Source organism: Sporofaciens musculi (assembly GCF_009830285.1).
GTDB classification, from domain to species: Bacteria; Bacillota; Clostridia; order Lachnospirales; family Lachnospiraceae; genus Sporofaciens; species Sporofaciens musculi.
On sequence record NZ_WUQX01000001.1, the window covers coordinates 2,532,353 to 2,549,856 of the forward strand.

The 17,504-nt window shown below is 36.9% G+C and carries 22 protein-coding genes; 4 read left to right on the forward strand and 18 right to left on the reverse strand.

Features of this window, described 5'->3' with window-relative positions; translation table 11 throughout:
• Window positions 1-89 precede the first annotated feature (89 nt).
• Together GN277_RS12610 and GN277_RS12615 are read left to right on the forward strand one after the other, a co-directional pair.
• Window positions 90-515, forward strand: a complete 426-nt coding sequence (locus GN277_RS12610; RefSeq protein WP_159751362.1) for a helix-turn-helix domain-containing protein — start codon at window positions 90-92, stop codon at window positions 513-515.
• 30 nt (window positions 516-545) lie between these two features.
• Window positions 546-1,166, forward strand: coding sequence for a hypothetical protein (locus tag GN277_RS12615; RefSeq protein ID WP_159751363.1), 621 nt, complete (start codon window positions 546-548; stop codon window positions 1,164-1,166).
• A gap of 83 nt (window positions 1,167-1,249) precedes the next feature.
• On the opposite strand, the gene GN277_RS12620 is transcribed toward GN277_RS12615, so the two are convergent.
• The 14 genes from GN277_RS12620 to GN277_RS12685 form a co-directional block, all read right to left on the reverse strand.
• Window positions 1,250-2,185: a TDT family transporter gene (locus GN277_RS12620; RefSeq protein WP_159756714.1), complete on the reverse strand. Its 936-nt coding sequence runs from the start codon at window positions 2,183-2,185 to the stop codon at window positions 1,250-1,252.
• A 289-nt stretch (window positions 2,186-2,474) separates the two neighbouring features.
• A complete protein-coding gene (locus GN277_RS12625; RefSeq protein WP_204162743.1) occupies window positions 2,475-3,038 on the reverse strand; it encodes an acyltransferase in 564 nt (187 codons plus the stop codon).
• A gap of 1 nt (window position 3,039) precedes the next feature.
• Complete coding sequence (locus tag GN277_RS12630) at window positions 3,040-4,035, reverse strand: lipopolysaccharide biosynthesis protein (RefSeq protein ID WP_159751365.1); 996 nt, start codon at window positions 4,033-4,035, stop codon at window positions 3,040-3,042.
• A gap of 166 nt (window positions 4,036-4,201) precedes the next feature.
• Window positions 4,202-4,549 (reverse strand): hypothetical protein, encoded by a 348-nt coding sequence (locus tag GN277_RS12635; RefSeq protein WP_159751366.1) that lies wholly within the window; start codon window positions 4,547-4,549, stop codon window positions 4,202-4,204.
• Window positions 4,542-5,708 carry an EpsG family protein gene (locus GN277_RS12640; protein ID WP_159751367.1) on the reverse strand — a complete coding sequence of 389 codons (1,167 nt, stop codon included), beginning with the start codon at window positions 5,706-5,708 and terminating at the stop codon, window positions 4,542-4,544. The genes GN277_RS12635 and GN277_RS12640 overlap by 8 nt, the downstream gene beginning before the upstream one ends.
• A 13-nt stretch (window positions 5,709-5,721) precedes the next feature.
• Window positions 5,722-6,579, reverse strand: a complete 858-nt coding sequence (locus GN277_RS12645) for a hypothetical protein (protein ID WP_159751368.1) — start codon at window positions 6,577-6,579, stop codon at window positions 5,722-5,724.
• Between the two features lie 62 nt (window positions 6,580-6,641).
• Window positions 6,642-7,802, reverse strand: a complete 1,161-nt coding sequence (locus tag GN277_RS12650) for a glycosyltransferase family 4 protein (RefSeq protein ID WP_159751369.1) — start codon at window positions 7,800-7,802, stop codon at window positions 6,642-6,644.
• A 30-nt stretch (window positions 7,803-7,832) separates the two neighbouring features.
• Entirely contained in the window at window positions 7,833-8,282 is a 450-nt protein-coding gene (locus GN277_RS12655) for a serine acetyltransferase (RefSeq protein WP_159756716.1), read from the reverse strand.
• A gap of 51 nt (window positions 8,283-8,333) precedes the next feature.
• Window positions 8,334-9,470 (reverse strand): glycosyltransferase family protein, encoded by a 1,137-nt coding sequence (locus GN277_RS12660; protein WP_159751370.1) that lies wholly within the window; start codon window positions 9,468-9,470, stop codon window positions 8,334-8,336.
• Window positions 9,471-9,477: 7 nt separating this feature from the next.
• Complete coding sequence (locus GN277_RS29435; RefSeq protein WP_204162745.1) at window positions 9,478-10,068, reverse strand: acyltransferase; 591 nt, start codon at window positions 10,066-10,068, stop codon at window positions 9,478-9,480.
• 29 nt (window positions 10,069-10,097) lie between these two features.
• Window positions 10,098-11,201 (reverse strand): glycosyltransferase family 4 protein, encoded by a 1,104-nt coding sequence (locus GN277_RS12670; protein ID WP_159751371.1) that lies wholly within the window; start codon window positions 11,199-11,201, stop codon window positions 10,098-10,100.
• Between the two features lie 13 nt (window positions 11,202-11,214).
• Window positions 11,215-12,177, reverse strand: a complete 963-nt coding sequence (locus tag GN277_RS12675) for a hypothetical protein (protein ID WP_159751372.1) — start codon at window positions 12,175-12,177, stop codon at window positions 11,215-11,217.
• A gap of 12 nt (window positions 12,178-12,189) precedes the next feature.
• Window positions 12,190-13,326: an ATP-binding protein gene (locus tag GN277_RS12680; RefSeq protein ID WP_159751373.1), complete on the reverse strand. Its 1,137-nt coding sequence runs from the start codon at window positions 13,324-13,326 to the stop codon at window positions 12,190-12,192.
• Window positions 13,323-13,778, reverse strand: a complete 456-nt coding sequence (locus GN277_RS12685) for a sugar transferase (protein ID WP_159751374.1) — start codon at window positions 13,776-13,778, stop codon at window positions 13,323-13,325. The genes GN277_RS12680 and GN277_RS12685 overlap by 4 nt, the downstream gene beginning before the upstream one ends.
• Before the next feature lie 81 nt (window positions 13,779-13,859).
• Between GN277_RS12685 and GN277_RS30190 the strand changes: the two genes are divergently transcribed.
• Together GN277_RS30190 and GN277_RS12690 are read left to right on the forward strand one after the other, a co-directional pair.
• Entirely contained in the window at window positions 13,860-14,102 is a 243-nt protein-coding gene (locus GN277_RS30190) for a transposase (protein WP_244324639.1), read from the forward strand.
• Between the two features lie 51 nt (window positions 14,103-14,153).
• Complete coding sequence (locus GN277_RS12690) at window positions 14,154-15,011, forward strand: IS3 family transposase (protein ID WP_244324962.1); 858 nt, start codon at window positions 14,154-14,156, stop codon at window positions 15,009-15,011.
• Here the strand turns inward: GN277_RS12690 and GN277_RS32405 are convergent.
• From GN277_RS32405 to GN277_RS12710, 4 genes are all read right to left on the reverse strand, one after another.
• Window positions 14,960-15,280, reverse strand: a complete 321-nt coding sequence (locus tag GN277_RS32405) for a sugar transferase (RefSeq protein ID WP_408641664.1) — start codon at window positions 15,278-15,280, stop codon at window positions 14,960-14,962. The genes GN277_RS12690 and GN277_RS32405 overlap by 52 nt on opposite strands.
• Complete coding sequence (locus tag GN277_RS12700) at window positions 15,243-15,950, reverse strand: PIG-L deacetylase family protein (RefSeq protein WP_244324698.1); 708 nt, start codon at window positions 15,948-15,950, stop codon at window positions 15,243-15,245. The genes GN277_RS32405 and GN277_RS12700 overlap by 38 nt, the downstream gene beginning before the upstream one ends.
• A 23-nt stretch (window positions 15,951-15,973) precedes the next feature.
• On the reverse strand, window positions 15,974-16,495 hold the full coding sequence (locus tag GN277_RS12705; RefSeq protein WP_159751376.1) for a transcription termination/antitermination NusG family protein: 522 nt from the start codon (window positions 16,493-16,495) through the stop codon (window positions 15,974-15,976).
• A 267-nt stretch (window positions 16,496-16,762) separates the two neighbouring features.
• Complete coding sequence (locus tag GN277_RS12710) at window positions 16,763-17,245, reverse strand: transcription termination/antitermination NusG family protein (protein ID WP_159751377.1); 483 nt, start codon at window positions 17,243-17,245, stop codon at window positions 16,763-16,765.
• Between the last annotated feature and the right edge of the window lie 259 nt (window positions 17,246-17,504).

Here is a 17,504-nt window from a genome sequence, read left to right on the forward strand (position 1 = left end):
TCAAATATTATTATAATTTCGATTATTTCGGATAATTATATTTACTTTTTCGACACAAAATGTTATACTTTTAACCAGGAGGTGAAATCATGAATCTAACTTTTGGCGAAAAGATAAAAGACGCCCGAAAATCAAAAAATCTCACACAGAAGCAGCTTGCCCAACAAATCGACGCAAAGCATAATTCCGTCAGCGATTGGGAAAATGACAAGAACAGACCCGACGCAGCTACCATTGAATTACTGTGCAAGGCGCTTGATATAACGCCTAATTATCTTCTGGACGCATCCTCTGGCGAATACACACCTGCGGAAAAAAAAATTATTGAAAAATACCGTTTTATTTCCGAATATTCTCCAGAGGGTGCAGCGACCGTAGGCTATATCCTGAATCGGGAATACCAGATTGCTATGGAGAGGAGGCAGCAGGCAATACCTGAACCTTCCCTGCCTAAAGAAGATCTCGCCGCAATCGAACGCGCCATGCAAAAATTCGGCATCAAAAGAGCGCGGTAACATATATCATTTTATACAGACGGAGCTATTATGCGTTTTTTCAAAAGAGAAAAGATATCAAATGAAGAACGCAGATATATTATATTTGCGGCTTACGACGCTCTGCTGGAATTTAACGAACACAGCCTTCCCGTCCTTTCCAATGATTTCTGCCGTATCGTGAATTCATCCATTTTTATTTTTTCGATGCAGTTTGTCGCAAGAAAGGAAGGGCTTATGGAAAATTATTTTTCCAATGCTGGAAGCGGCATGGCCCTGTACGCTCCTACTACCGGACATTATATCATTCTGTACAACGACGAGCTTTCTCCCTCCGACATACGATGGACCATTGCCAGGCTTCTTTATCTGATCAAGTCCGGCAGGCTTAAGAAAACTCCCAATGTATTTCATTTCTCAGATGACTGTGCAGATTCGGACAAATGCGACGAGTTCGCCTTTCATTTCACTTGTCCGGAGCCTATCCTCAAAGAATGTAATATCAGCAGCGCGTCCGATATCATCAAATACTGTGAGATTCCTTTTTCTTTTGCAAATATAAAGAGCAGGTTACTGAAAACGTCGAAGAGTATACCGTCGATTCCCGTAATCGAAAAAGCTCTGAAAACAAATTTCAGCTCATACATAGACCAAAAAAACTTCTCAATGTAAGGTGCGAAAAATATTTTCCAGATGAGGAGGAAAAAGAAAAAGGTAGATTTAATGTTAATAGAACTGCCGAAAAATGTAGTGCTTCACATCTTTTGGCAGTTCCATGTTCTTACTGACAAAAACCACAGAAATCGAATCAACGTATACACAACAAATATTGTTGCAATGATGGTTTCAATTAATACCACGTACTGAAGATATGGTATAACATCTCCCCTATCCGCAAAAGCGTTCATAATCTGTTTTGCCGCGGTTGCGCTTATTACAAAAGGGAAAGTAAAGGATGCATAGCTTGGGTAAAAAGGCAGTCTCAGATAGCTGACCGCTTTCACAAGGGCAAAGACATAAAGTATGGAGGCCACTATAAACATTCCCATCAAAAATTCATAATTCTTCTGCTCCACAGACTGTAAATAACCCACAATACACAGGTTGAAGGGAGCGGCATAGATACATATAAGCGGCTTTTCCGATTCCCCAATCTCCCTGTACTTGATATAGCGAATGGTGATAAGTACCAAAAGGAGTATCAGGGAAATAAATCCAAACCAGAATATTACATTCCCCACGTCCTCTCTTTCATAAGAAGGCGCTGTTACCGATGCAGTCACAATTCCCACGTATACAATATAATAACTTGCAAACACCTTCGGCATGTGCAGTTTTACAATAAATTTTACCGTAAAGTAAAGAATCAACAGGATGTGAAGCCCTATGGCAAGCAGCCAGATTCCGTAGGCCGCCGCCCCAAGCCATGGCTTAAAGTAAACACTTAAGAGCATTAAAGACATGGAAAACGCTCCTGCAACACTTGCCAAGATTGGATTCTTCAAATCCTCCCTGACTACCTCCGGATAAAGAAGCAGCTTCAGTAAAACCAACATGAATAAAAATCCAGCAATTCCTCCGCAGATGTATCGGATTCCTTCGGAATAGCTTTGAAGCAGATTCCCCAGAGCCGCTGTTCCAAGCATCACTCCGCATAGGGGAATCGGTATTTTTTTAATCATATTACCCATCATATGTCAACCTCTTCTTCTGATTTCTTTCCATTATTTTTTCTATAAATTAAAATATATATACAAAAAAGACCATATTTTCGAGATAAAAACTGGCGTTAATCTCACGAAAATATGGTCTTTCAAATTTAATGAATTTTATCCTCCAAAGCATCCCTTATAAATTCTTCATAGCTGGCATATAAAGGAACATTTTTCTTCAAACTTTCAAGGGTTTTCTCCTTAATTCTACCCCCCCCAATTTATTATATTCTGCCATGAACATGGTAAATGGTCTTTTTCATTGTATCTATAAAAAAGTGGAAAAAATCTCTGAATATATCTTTGGGAGGAAGCTCGCCTTTACTATCAAAATATTCTCTCGCAAGCATTTTCGCCTCCAGAACATATTCTTTTTCCTTTTTGTATAAAACTCGTCATACGTCATAATAATTTTTGCTGGATTTCCTGCTACAACCGTACAATCCGGAATATCATGCTTGACAACGCTGCCTGCCCCTATAATAACATTATTTCCAACAGTTACGCCTTTCATAATAATACTTTTTTCTCCGATAAAAACATTATTCCCAATATGTACAGGCCCATTAGACCCTATAATTTCACCTTTTTCTGTCTTAAATGTACTCCACGCAAAATCATGGCATAAAATACTTACGTAATCTGTTATCTCAACATTATTGCCAATCTTAATCAGAAAAGGCTGCGTAATATCAATCTTAATCGTTCTAGGTGCATGAAATGTACAATTACTGCCTATCCGTATTCCCTTTCTCCTGTAATACGCTATTAAATCATCTGAACTTGCCCGTTCTCTATAAATCATCTTTTTTATAAAATGTTTCATTTCCATATCAATTTTTACCTTTCAATAAACGTTTCCGCAATTCATTAAATTCATCATTTCTACAATTAAATATATAGCATATACCTACAGAAGCAATAAATACAGCCATCGCAGACAGAATAAAACTTAGGATTGTTCTATCATATATATAATTAAACAATACACATGAAACTGCGACAGAAATAACTGTCCATGTTATATTCACGAGATAAAGCTTCATATACTCTACAAGTTTTTTGCCGAAGGAATATTTATATACGATATATGCATCGAACCAAAAGGTTGTCAAAAAATGACTTATGGCAGTTCCCATAAAAACACCGGCTATTCCAAGATTTTGAGCCAGTACAATGGATACAGTCAAATTTATAATCGCTTCTGCCCACGGTTTGACTCGAAAATGCCTAAATAAACCATCCGCATAAATATATGCTTCTAAAGGCTGCCTGATACCTAACAAATAAAAATTAAGTACAACCAGAATAACAATATAAAAACTTAACAAATATTTTCTTCCAAGCCATAATTCAATAAAAGGATTTAACAACGCCACCAGACAACTGCACATAACTCCATACAGACATGAGTAACCACATCGTATCTTTTTAAACACAGAATATTTCTGTACGTCATTATTATCTGTACACAAATTTCCAATGCTTGCCATCACTGAATTTTCAAGTACAAACGTAGTGCTTAAAAGTACCGATATAATCATACTGTAATTTCCGTAAATTCCGACTAATACGGTACTGAGCAATGCAGAAATCACTAAATTATCTGTTGATGTTATAACCGTTTGTCCAATTTTTATTGATAGCATACTCATAGCGTTTGACATGATTCCTTTTATCTCGCTTTTAGATAAGGGCTTCACTTTAGTATTGATTAACTCAAATCTTCTCTTTGCCTTAATTCTAAGGATATAATTACTAAATATAGTGCATATAATCTGAATCAGCATATATGAAATATAACTGTGTGTAGTAATTAATGCGATCATCTCGCCGCCTGTTTGAAAATAAGAAAAAAACATGGTATTACTGGAATTAATTCTTTCTAATTGATATGCACTAAATAAAGACCTGTAATGAGCAAAAAAATAGCTGGATGATGAATAAATAATATGTAATATAAAAATCAAGGTTATATTCTCTACATCATGAACATCAGATAAAATAAAATAAAAAAGGAAGGATACATACTCCTGCCGCTATAATCAATCCTCCGATTCCATAGTAAAATTTGCGATAAAAATCCAGCAGTTGTTTGATTTTGTATGTATCGTTAATAGAAACTGGTTTGTACATATCATAAGCAATCGCCGTACCTATGCCAAGCTCTGCCAATGATAGAATACTGAAAATATTATTAAAAACGCTGCCAATTCCAAGATATTTAGGTCCCAAAGAGTAAACAAAAACAGTTCTTACGGCAAAACGCAGTATTATATTGCTAAACTGAAGTAAAATACCAAATTTTACATTTTTTATGCTGTTTTCAGTTCTGCTACTCATAAAAATACAATCCTCTTAATACAGGCACAACAACCTGCTCATAATCGCTATTATAATGAAATTCAAAGATACGCCATACGATTACCGTTACAACGACTCCACCCATCAGGAATACCCTTTGTACTCCCTTTCTACTAATATACTTATAATTTGAAAAAATACATAGATATTGTAGCATCGCAATATTTCTAATCAGTCGATTCATATGTGTTATCATCATATTCATTGGAATAATCAGGAAAGATATTATATCAATAATTAGAACCAGGCTTAGAAAATCATTTTTATTTTGAAATCTTTCTAACTCAGATTCGTTCATTACCTTTTCATAATAAGCGTAATTTTTTTTATTATGATAATGGATGAGATATATACAGATTGTATATACAATTAACAACATAAATATGACGATCCACGACCTTATTGTCGCGCTGCTGGAATAGTTAGACAGCCTTGAATCGGTTGTCGAAGCCATCATTGTACTTACAATTGGAACATAATTATTATTCAAGTAAGTAATACCTATCAATAAAACTTCAAGTCCAACCAATAATTTTGATATTGTCTTCTTATCCTTGATAAACAAAATCAAATAAATAAAAGATACCCAATATGCACTGTGTATCTCAGCCGCCAACGCTAATGCTATCATAAATTTAAAAATATTTCTTCCATTTTCTCTGTCTATTACATATTTAAGTGAAATCATAAAAATACACATTGCAATGGTATTTTGCAGCTGCATTGCATCTACATAGATAAAATAAGTTAAATAAACCAGTAAGACCCATCCATAGTCCGAACAATACTTTTTGATTGAGCTGTAAACCAATGTAAGTAAAACCAATAAAACGCACAGTCTAAATGTAAAAAAATCCAGTCCTAGCTTATTTCCAATGAGACACATCAACCGCCAGACCCATTCGTTGAATATTTCTGGTGAGCCTAAAATCTGTAATGATATCACAGAATCATAAAACCTCTTATCATAATAAACATCTATTCCATGGGAAACATAGAAAAGAATTGCAATGCAAATAATTGCAATTAATGAAGCATACCTGGCATACTTCTTCTGTTTGGAAATACCAAGAATTCCCGAAATCACACTTGAAGCTAATCCAATGATCAACACTGGCGTATAAGTATAAAACGTCAAAAAAACCTCTCCTTTAATTCTCAAATCTTCGTATCCAATTTGAGAACTCATAATATTCTATTATCTCTTTATTCACTGGCTCATAAGGAATATCCATAAATTGAGGAATACACTCCATATTATCATTTAAAATAAAAATATTAGACGGTAAATAAAAATCATAATTTTTAATATCTTTGTTGGTCGTTATTAATTTCTTTGAAAAAAACAAAGCCTCTAAGACCCGAAGTGTCAGTCCTTGTTGTCCCTGGATTCCCACATCCAAGATTGCCCTGGATTTTGCAAGATATTTAAGCGCGCTCTCATAGGCAATACTTTTTTTGTAATCAAGCTGGGTCTGAGCTGTCCTTCCATTTTCCGTCACATGAAAAAAACAACTGAATCCTTTTTCTTCTAATTCCTTTTTAAAGGATTCAAGCTGTTTTCCTCTCCCCTTATCAGCGCCTAAAAAGAATATATCTGTGGTTTCTTTCTCCATAGGGAGCTTTATATTTTTGTTATAAAACTGTGTATTGTATTTTATTCCATATTTATTGCAGTCCTTTTTATCGAAACTCCACAATTCACAGCCTCTGCATATCGGGTCGTCTGGATATACCTGGGTGCTTTTAACAGTATTCCAATACCACAGGATGATCCTGGATCTTGGATAGTGGCTCTTAATAAATGCAATAATATCTTTTTTACTTTGTAAAACTTCTATTATTATGGTATCGAATTCTTCTTTGTACCAGTTGCTTAGAGAAATTACTTTATAAAACGGCAGTTTATCATGAAACCATATCCTCTGAATCCCTTTCTCAATGTTGGAGCCATTTTTAAAAATAGTGTCAATTTTATAATGCTCTGGCAAGTCTCCCTCATAATACATCTGATCTTTTTCACTGTTGTGTAAAAATAGTATTTTTTCCCCCATGCTCACATATTTTTAGACTATTTCATAAAATTTTCTTTTATAAAATTCTCCCAAAACTCCTTTCTTTTTCTATTCGCTTCATCTTCTGTAAAATGAAATGCCTTTCTAAATCCAAATTCAGAATTTCTGAGCATAGAAGCTCTATTGAGACTTTTTAACACTCTCATAATCCCCTGGACGTCTTTTGGCTCAAAGATCATTTCATCCTCCAGCAGTTCAGGTATACCGTCAACATTTGAACCTGCACAGGGCAGGGCCATGCTCATAGCTTCAATGATTGCTCTAGGTAATCCTTCCACCAAAGAGGGCTGTATATAGATATCCATATTCTTAAGATAATCAAACACCTTCTTGTGGCTTACTGTACCTGCAAAAAATAACTGAGCTTCCACCCCCAGCTCCTTCGCCAAATCCATAAGTTTTTCAGGATTCCCGCCGCCAATCAGATGATATTCAAACATATAATTTTCTTTCTTTAATTCAGCTATTGCCTGTATTACATAAATTTGCCCTTTGATCACTTTATCCACGGGTCCCAGAGTAACAAGTTTTAATCTTTCATCTGGTCTATAATTTTTGATTCTATTGATTCTATTCTCTAAGTTTGCAGGGTTATAATTAAGAATTTCTACATCAGAAATCCCAACCGTGTAACCTTGGGTTGGATATTGCTTCTGCAATGTTTTTTCCGTGACATACATTACATATTTTGCCTTACGAATTTCACGTTTTACCATTTTTTCAATATATGATGCAGCAATTTTTCCTAAACTGGAATGATAGAAAAGATTTTCATAAGCAGGGCCTACGACTTCACATACATAGGGTTTATGAAATCTTCGGGCATATTTTGCAGCAATTACTCCACTTAATCCCATTCTTGCAATGACATAATCTGATTTCCTGACAGCATTTTTAATTGTTCTTTCAAGTAAAGGGCGTTTTAACAAATAAAAGTCAATAGACGAATCTATTTTGGCACATTCATATGATATATTTTCATCTTCTGCATATGTTAGTCCATCTACAGAATCAACCTTCTTCTCTCTCAGGCAAAGCACTAATTGCTCACAATATGGGAAATATAGTTTATGCAATGTACTTGGCGTAAGATTTACTGTATAGTATTTCCCTTTGTACTTATATGCCCTGCTTGAAAATACAAATAAAGCCTTCATAAAAATGCTCTCCTATTTTTATAGTTAATTTTAAATATTGCCATAAAATCTATTATCCAATTTATAATCATGGGGTATAATTCTTGCCTTTTCCAAGACTACCGTACTATTATCCGGCACATCTGTACATACAATACAATTCGCCCCTATTCTTACATTGTTTCCGATTCTTATGCCGCCGATAATCTTTGCGCCGGACCCAATATAACAATAATCCCCGATCACAGGTGCTCCATATGAGCCTGATGTTTTAATCGAATTGCTTCCAATAGTTACCTGTTGAAATATAACGCATCCTTTTCCTATTTTTGCATATCTGGAAATAAATATCCCATATAATCCATGGGGAAACTCAGGGCATGCTTCTATATCAGTCATTGGTGAAATCCCGCAGCCAAATTTATTGTTTAAATTATGCAGCTTCAATTTGCTGATTAATTTTATCCCTCCCCCACTGGCATATTTTGCATTCAATAACATTTCCAAAAATACTCTTTACTCTCTTTATAGAAAAAAATTCTTTCAATTAGTTTATTCATATTTCAAGCCCTTTTCTTTCATATAAGCAAATACTTTTTGGAATTTTACATTCCATGAATAATTATTTAATGCATACTCTCTCATCATTTTAGCCGCAGCATCTGTATCTATTGATTGATAAAAATTTATAATCTCCTTAAAGTCCAGCAGACTATGATCATCAGGAACTTGATAGATGTATTTAAAGTCCTTTAGTTTTTCTTCTTCATTACCTGAATAAAAATATGGAATACCTCTTGCGAAGTACTCCTTCGTTTTTAATCCTGTATCCTTTTTCCCTCCAACTCTATATTGTGCAACTGGTCCAACGGCTATATTAGCTGCAGCAAATACAGAATCTAAAGCTTCACCTGAGAGCTTTCCATGAAAAATTATATAGTTTTTTATTTTATCACTGACTAAAGCCTTTGTATTTTCAGATATTTCTCCTACAAAATGTATGAATATATATGGAAAATTATTTTCCATATAGTACCTGTCTAAACTTTTTATTAATCTGTCATATCCATGATATAATGTCTCATTCGCAACAGTTATGAAATGGTATTCGTCATTCTTCCCAGTATAAGTATGTTTCGTAATATTTTCCACATCAACGCCCATTCCAAATTCCATTGCCGGTTTTCCCCACATTGAATCAAATTTACCTTCTGTAAGAACAAGATCTATATATTTAGCGGCAAGCTTTTGATTCAGTACTGTCCAAAATTTTTCATATTTCCCATTCATGCCATGCAAAACCACTCCTGGGAAATATCCTAAGGATTCCATTAATATTGTAGCGCCTGTATTCTTCAATCTTTTTAGCATCTTTAAATAGGGGGGATCGAATGCACACCACCTCAAATATCCTATGTCAAATTTTTCTTGGTTCAGGAATTGATTGGTTATATGTATCAGGAAGAAACGACGAAGACTCATATATAATCTATTCGATATACGATATTTTTTCTGGATATAAATGCTGTCGTTATGATTAAAGATAGCCACTCCCATTTTTATATATCCGCAGTACCAAACCTCATACCCCATTTTTCTTAATGTATCAATTTCGCTTCTTATCTTTTTTGAAATTCCTATCGTCATATCATAGGTGGTAAAATTGACATACATAAACACTTTTTTCATGATTACTTCACCTTCTCATCCGAAGTATTTTGGCCGGCACACCGCCAACGATAGCATTTGGAGGAACATCTTTATTGACAAGGGCATGTGCTCCTACTATGGCATTGTCCCCTATATGAATCCCCATCAGAATTGTTGCCTTTGCCCCAATCCACACATTATTGCCAATCCTTATTTTTTCTGAGGACTCACCTTGTTCATTCATCGGCAAATCAATCCTGTTATAATTATGCGTATTTGATAAAATAGAAACTCCATGGCCAATCATAACATCATTTCCGATTTCAACTTTACCTTTACATTCAAGATAGGAATTTTCATTAATGGATACATTATTGCCAATCGTTAATTTATCTCCATTAAAAATGCATACATTAGGCTGTATGATGCAATACCCCTTTCCTGCGTCATGCTGCATACCTGTACTTTTTAACAGTGCATATCTTTGGGCCATGGGAACCCATCCTGTTTTAAATCTGTTTCTGTGTAGTTTCATTTTTATAATCCCTTCTGGAATTATCTTATAAAGCATTGTTAAAGCCTCTAATCCGATTCTAATCTTACGCCAAATACCTCTTTTTCTTTCTTTATCAGTCATCTTAAGCTACTCCCCTATATGAACTTCCACTATGTACACTTCCTTAATATCTGCTCTATTTCTTCAATATAAATATCCGTCACCATATTTCTGTCAAACTCTTTTTCCATCTTTAACCGTGCAGCTTTCCCCATTAATGCCCTTTCTTCATCTGAAAGACAGATAAATTTCTCTACTGCCTTTATTAATGCATCAACGTTTTTTACTTCAAACAAATATCCTGTTTTTCCATCTTCAATCCCTTCCCTGACTCCAGGAATATCCGAGCCGATACATGGTCTTCCCATAGCACTGTGTTCTAAAACAACATTCGTCATTCCCTCATAATAGCTTGCATGGATAACTGCATTTGCCTGCTCTATATATGGCTTCATATCCATCTGGATTCCACCGTATTCGATAATTCCACCTTCTATAAGAGCTTTCATCCTGTCCCTGTAGGAATCATCATCATAATCTCCATATATTACAAATCTTGTATCAGGATAGCGGCCTTTGATATATTTGGCACATTCTATAAACTCCTTGATTCCTTTAAAATCTACGATTCTCGCAACATAATTAAATATTAATCTATCATTCTTTGGGTAAGCTCTATATGTAAACTCCTCTAAATTTACGCCAGACCCAGGAATATCTCGATAATGTACTCTATTTTTTAAGAGTGTATTCACATAATCCCTCTCCCGCGTATTTTGATACATCATACACTTAGTTTTATAAAAACCAATACGATACAGGACTCTTAATATTCTTTGCAATATAGAAGCTTCCTTTTCTGACTCCACAAGTCCGGCATTATTAACAATGTATGGGATATTCATTCTTCCGCACTGAAATCCACAATACACTGAACATTTTGTGGTATAGGTTAAAACAATATCCGGCTTTTCTCTCTTAAGCAGTTTCCTATAAAATATTACTAATCGTAAATCCTTCACAACGCTTGTGCCTCTGCGGTCGATATCCATATCAACGAACCGGCATCCAAGCTGGGTAAAATAATCTATTTTCCTTCCATATGGACATACCATAATCAGTTCATGTCCCATTTCATGAAGCTTAAGTATCAGTTCTTTTCTGAAATTATAAAAATTATTATCTTTTGAAGCTGTAACAAGAATTACACTCATATACCTGATTCCCTCATCCAATGATATCTGTTATGTATTCTAATTCCTTTTCTCCATATCTTTGGTCAATGGTAATCGGAATTACATACCTTGATATCCAGTATTCAAAGCTGTCTTCTGCCATTTCATGAAGCAGATAGCTCCACCAATGTCCCTGAAAATGCTTTTTGTCTAACAGCTTTTTCAGTAAATCGTCATCTTCCAGCACAAACGGATAAACCATGGGTACACAATCATCCGAATAATATTTCAGTGGATCTAACCGGTTCTTTTTTCCTAAAAGTTCTGATGCATATTCAAAATTTTTCCTTCTTTTTTTGCAGAGTAGCTCATAGTCTGCTCCATCCAGAATTGTCCTGGTTAATTTTGACATTTTCATAATGTCTTCTGTATCAATACGCCCTTCATTCTCCAATCTGGCTTGATAGGTTTTTCCTTCACAGCCGTACTCAATTCTCTTAAGCAAAAAAAGGGACGTATCAGATGAATGACACTGTTCATACTCGTCTATGTATTTTTCTGCGTCCATTCCAATCACATATGCCCCGTCTGGGACACCAACAAATTTTCTTGCTGAATATACATTCATACATCCCTTAATCGGCGGGTGAAACAATGCCTGGGAATTATCAATAATCACATTTTCATATTTTGAGGCAAGTTCTTTCATTCTTTGATGTGACATAACACCATAATAGTTCACAAGCAGAACTGCTTCATCAGCATCAGGAATTAAATCAATGGGGCGAAATGAGGCGTCAATATGGTAAAACTTTACCCTGGCTTTTTTTCTATATAAAAAGTTTCGTACCGTATCGCACTGATAATAGGGAAGCCAGATGGCAGTACAGACAAGTACACGAAAGGCATGCCAGATGGCAGCGCGTCCGCTGTTTAGTCTTGCAATATTCTTTTCACCTTTAAAAAGCTCGTTTCCTTTTGAAAACTCTAGTTCAATGAAGCTGCCAATTTCCATCTTGTCTACCTCTTACTTATATTCATCCCAATGTTCAAATAAATATTCAAATGGAGCCATATCATTTTTATTATAATAGTAGGTTCCTTTCGCTTCTTTGAAATCGCGAAGCCACTCTGCAAGGCTGACCATTTTTCCCTCCACACGCTTTCCATAATCAATCACCTCAGACATATCTGTAAAATCCTCAAATTCTTTTTCTGCGTCTTCTGCAATAAATCCATCTTCCATCGACTTAACCCAAAGATAAGCAAGAGGCATACCTGCAACTGCCGAAGAATAATTCCATGCTGACGCTCGAAAATTCACTTCCAGAAAATAATACGTATCATCTTGATCTATCAGGAATTCCACCTCAAAAATCCCCTCAAAGCCAATCTCTGAAAATAATTCATTAAGCATGGTCCGCATCCTAAAATCCTTCAACATAGTTACGTCATGGTAAGAGCTGTAATAGCCCTTTACCAGATACTTCCACTTTAGAGTTGAACCAATTAACATCTGTGCACCTTTATTAATTGTGAAGCCTTCAATTGCATATTCGTTTTTCTTATCAATATATTTCTGAATCTGCACAATCGGACTGGAAATATTGGCAAAAGCCTTTTTTAATTCTTCTTCATTCTCACAAATAAATACATCCGACTTCCAATTTCCGGAATTAGGGGAAATATCCTTTGTAATAACAGGATACTCGATTCCTTTTGGAATCTCTCCCAGCCTTACAACCCATGAATCTAACACCTGAAATCCGTGTGCTTTTGCAATTTCCAGTATCCGCTGCTTATCCATGAATTCATTAATTCTTCCCTGTTTTCCAGCATTAAAGCAAATAAATTTATCCTTAATCTCATCGTAATGTAAGTCAAAAAAACCTATGGATTTATCATCTGAAAAAATCACATATGGCTTGTATGCCTGAGCGTATCCCCCATATTCAGAGATTAGAAGTTTATATCCTTCCTCGACTGAATCCACATGATGGCAAGTCGAAATATATTTGCTTAAGCATGCCACCGGTCCTCTTCTTTTTACAGAAATATAAATCGGATTAATCCCATTTTCACCAAGGCTTCTGATATGTCCCAGCGGATTATAATGTTCCAATGCAAAGACGATTACTAAATGGCCCTTATATGAGTTATTCATAATCTATGTATCTCCTCTTTCTCCGCCGCTTTTTTAATTTCTTCCTCTGATAATCGCGGCGCTCTTAATGAATCATCCGGTCTGCTGAATGAAAAAATATGATAGATTGTCAGAAAGAATATCTTTGCATCCAGCCTTAGAGACCAATTATCTACATAGTAGAGATCAAACTGAGCCATCTCTGCTCTGGAAGAACTCTTATCCTCATTTACGCTTTCCCATCCAACGATCCCCGGAAGCACAGACTGACGTTTTTTCTGCTCCTTTTTCGTCATCACCAACATTTCTTTGGGCAGTAAGGGTCTTGGCCCTATGAATGACATTTGACCAGCCAATATATGCAGTATTTGAGTCAGTTCATCTATGTTTGTTTTACGAATTAATTTCCCCCACCATTTCAGACGTTCTTCGTCGGGAAGCAGTTCTTTGTTTGAAGCTCTTTGATCTGTCATTGTGGTGTTAGTATATAAGTGTGGACAGGAAAAGTTGAACAACCTATACTATCAAGTGAAAAAGCAAAGGAGATGTTTTACATGGCGAAAAACCAGAAATCTTACACTCCGGAATTCAAGCAGCAGATCGTGGATCTGTATAATGCCGGAGGAACCTCGTATCCGCAACTGGAGCGTGAATATGGCGTAAATCGAAGCACACTCAGCAACTGGGTAAAACAGCTCTCCCCATCAAAGTATCCGGGGAGGAGACGGTCACCCTTAAGGAGTATAAGGCTCTCCAGAAAGAAATCCAACGCCTTAAGATTGAGAATGAAATATTAAAAAAGCGACCGCCATATTCGCGAAAGAACAATAGCCGAGATTGTTTCCTTTATCCAGAACAACTTAACCCGCTACTGTGTATCTCAGCTTTGCAGCGCTCTGAAATTCCCAAGGAGTACCTATTACAAGGCTCTGGTTTGTGTACCCTCAAATAAGCAGAAGGCATATGCGGAATTCGGCAGGAAAGTGAAACAGGCATATGATGACTCAAAACAAAGGTATGGGGCTGTCAAAATATGCCGTGTGCTGAATGATAATGGTACACCTTGCAGCGTCAAGAGGGTGCAGAGGCATATGGCAGAGCAGGGACTGCGCTCTATCGTAGTAAAGAAGTACAATCATCATGCCAACCATGGCAGCATCCCGGAGGATAAGAAAAATATCCTGAGGCGTGATTTTGGGACGGAGACCATCAACCAGAAATGGTGTACGGATATCACTTACATCCATGTACAGAAAGAAGGATGGACCTATCTGGCTTCTGTCATGGATCTGTGCAGCCGAAAGATTATAGGGTATGCCTATGGCACATCTATGACGGCGGAACTGGCGGTTAAAGCGGTAGAAAACGCATGCCTGAATGTCAGGGATACCGAGGGGATCATCCTTCATAGTGATCTTGGAAGTCAGTATACGAGCCAGGCATTTGAAGACTGCCTGGGCAGTAAAGGAATCCTGCATTCATTTAGTCGTAAGGGAAATCCATACGATAATGCCTGTATGGAATCTTTCCATTCCGTACTGAAAAAGGAAGAAATCTATCTTCATACTTACCAGGATTTAAGGGAAGCTCGCAGAGCAATCTTTAAATACATAGAGGGCTGGTATAACCGTAAACGGATCCATAGCTCTATCGGTTATCTGACACCACAGCAAAAGGAGGATGAGGAACTCAAAAAAGCAGCATAATCTTTCAACTTTTTTTGTCTAAAGTATTGACATAGATCCATTGTTCTGAGTTTTAGCATCGCAAACTCTTTTCCCTTGTAGCCTACACGCACTTGCCTGAAAATGGGTGAAGCCTCCGGCGAACATATAAATACAAAGATACTTGTTATGATTAAAATAGGAATGGCAATAATGCCAAGTATTATTCCAAATATACAATCAAATAACCTTTTTATTCTCCTTGATTTCATATCATCCTCTAAAAAATACACATTCAAACGCCTCGGCATAATTACTCCCTGATTGTGCGCCTCGAAATGCTGCTAAACTCTCTAATGCTTCATATGATCTGGGATGAGGATACGGCCTCATAACTCCCTTATATGCGGCCAGTGCTTTCATTTTCAACTCGATTCCTTTGCGTCCTGTCTCTACAAAATAATTGGCTGTGAAGCGGTTTGATGAAGAATCTACCGACCACTCTGTTGAGGAGGGGATTTCCATATACATAAATTCTTTCAAAGGCTGTATATAGTCCCTTCTTTGAAATAACCGGCTGGCGGCCTGCGCAGCTCTGGATGTTTCAATGTGGTCGATGTTAGTATCCGCAGGATGATGGGTAATAATTGCCTCTGCTTTCCAGTCTTCTATACAGGCTTCTATGAACTGCACCATTTCAAGATGCGGTACTGTATTCATTTTTATATTGGGAAAATCTGCATGATATGTTTTTTCAACGCCAATCATTGAGAGCGCTTCCTTTTCATCTCTTGATAATGTAGATGATAAGCCCTGCCTTGCAGCCGCCTGTGAAACCATAATCGCTACAGCAACCTTGTGTCCGTCTCTGATTCGTTTATGTATCGTCGCGCCTGCACCCAGAACCTCATCATCTGGATGTGCAACTACTACCAAATAATTCATACTTTTGTTATTCCTCTTTCCATTAAATTTCTTCATAAAAAATAAGAAGGTCCCCCTTCTCATTTTGCTTCCCCATCTTCCTTTAATTTTATCCCCAGATATATCCTCCTCTTCTCCCCAAGAAACTCCTTCTCCACGCAGACATACCGCTTCCGAAGCCGCTGCCTTATCACATGCCTAAGATATACCCCTACAGCCCCGTCTGCTTTTATGATTGTTCCCTCTGTATCCACCTCTACCAAGGACCGTTTCACCACATGGTCTTTATTCTGTACATTTTTTAAAAATATTTCTTCCTCCCTGGAGACACTGAAAAACGTATCTTTTGTATCCCCCAGAAGCTTTGTAAGCCTGGGTATCCTCTTCAGCTCAAAAAATAATCTTCCTGGGTCGTCCGTTACCACAAAGATATATGCAGGAAACAACGGGCGAAGGAAGATCTCATACCCTTTCTCCGTCTTTCTGACACACTCTCGGTTCATACAAAAACACTCCTCATACTGCTCTTTCGGAATCATCTTTTCGATTAACTTTACCAGTTTTTCTTCATCCCCTGTCTGGGTTTGAATCACATACCACATACCTTCACCTCTTTACGAGTTTTTCATATTCCTCCCCAAATATCCTCCGTACAAATAAGTGTACTTTTTGGGTATGCTTCGCCATATTCACGACCAAACAAGCCCTGAACCCTTATTCTTCCAACCTGATTGAGCGAAGCCTACACGCCCACCAGGGTATATCCTTATGACAGACTCCCACCCAGCCATGGCACTGACCACAGACGGATTTTATGACTCTGCTTTTTTAACAATCCCTTAGATTTTCATACTCCTTCTTAGTTATCCCTAACTCTTCTCTATGATTTCCAATCCTGCCAAAATACTCCCTGATGCCATCCTCCCAGGAGTTGCCAGCCTCGCAAGCCTTTTATGCCTGTCAATTCGGCTGATTCGTTCCTCCATTCCCCGCAGAGGTCCTTCTGTAATACAGGTAGCTCCATTTTGGATAATCCCCTTGGACATGCCAAGATGGTGAGCCTCCCCGCACAGAGATGTCAGGAACATTTTCTCATTTTCTTTTACATGGAGAAGGGACATTTCTTCATGCATCAATTCTTTTGTCAGCGCCCTTTCATCACCAGTTTCCAGGAACACATAGTCCGGAAACATTAATCGTCTTTCCAGATGCCACTCTCCTTCAAACCTGCGCATTCTGTCGTAAGTAAAGACGAAGGCAGTCTTCAAGGCAGTCTTAGACAACTTACTTCTTAAGCCTTCCAAAACCTTCCATTCATTCTGTTTCTGACAATGAAGCAGATACCAAATCACAACCACTTCCTTCGCAGAGTAAACTACTCTGCGAAACTTTTTAAATGATACTTTGAAATATTTTAAGAAAAATTTCAAAAAATACAGAGAATATGATAATTGTAACAAAATAGAGAGAATATTTTTCTCTAAACTCTTGCCAAATGCTGACAAAAATACCCTAAAAACAATTTAGGTATTGAATTATTTATCTGGGATGGTTATAATAGATATGCTATTTAGAAAAAAATCTAAGAGTAGTTTACTCTGCGAAATCTTG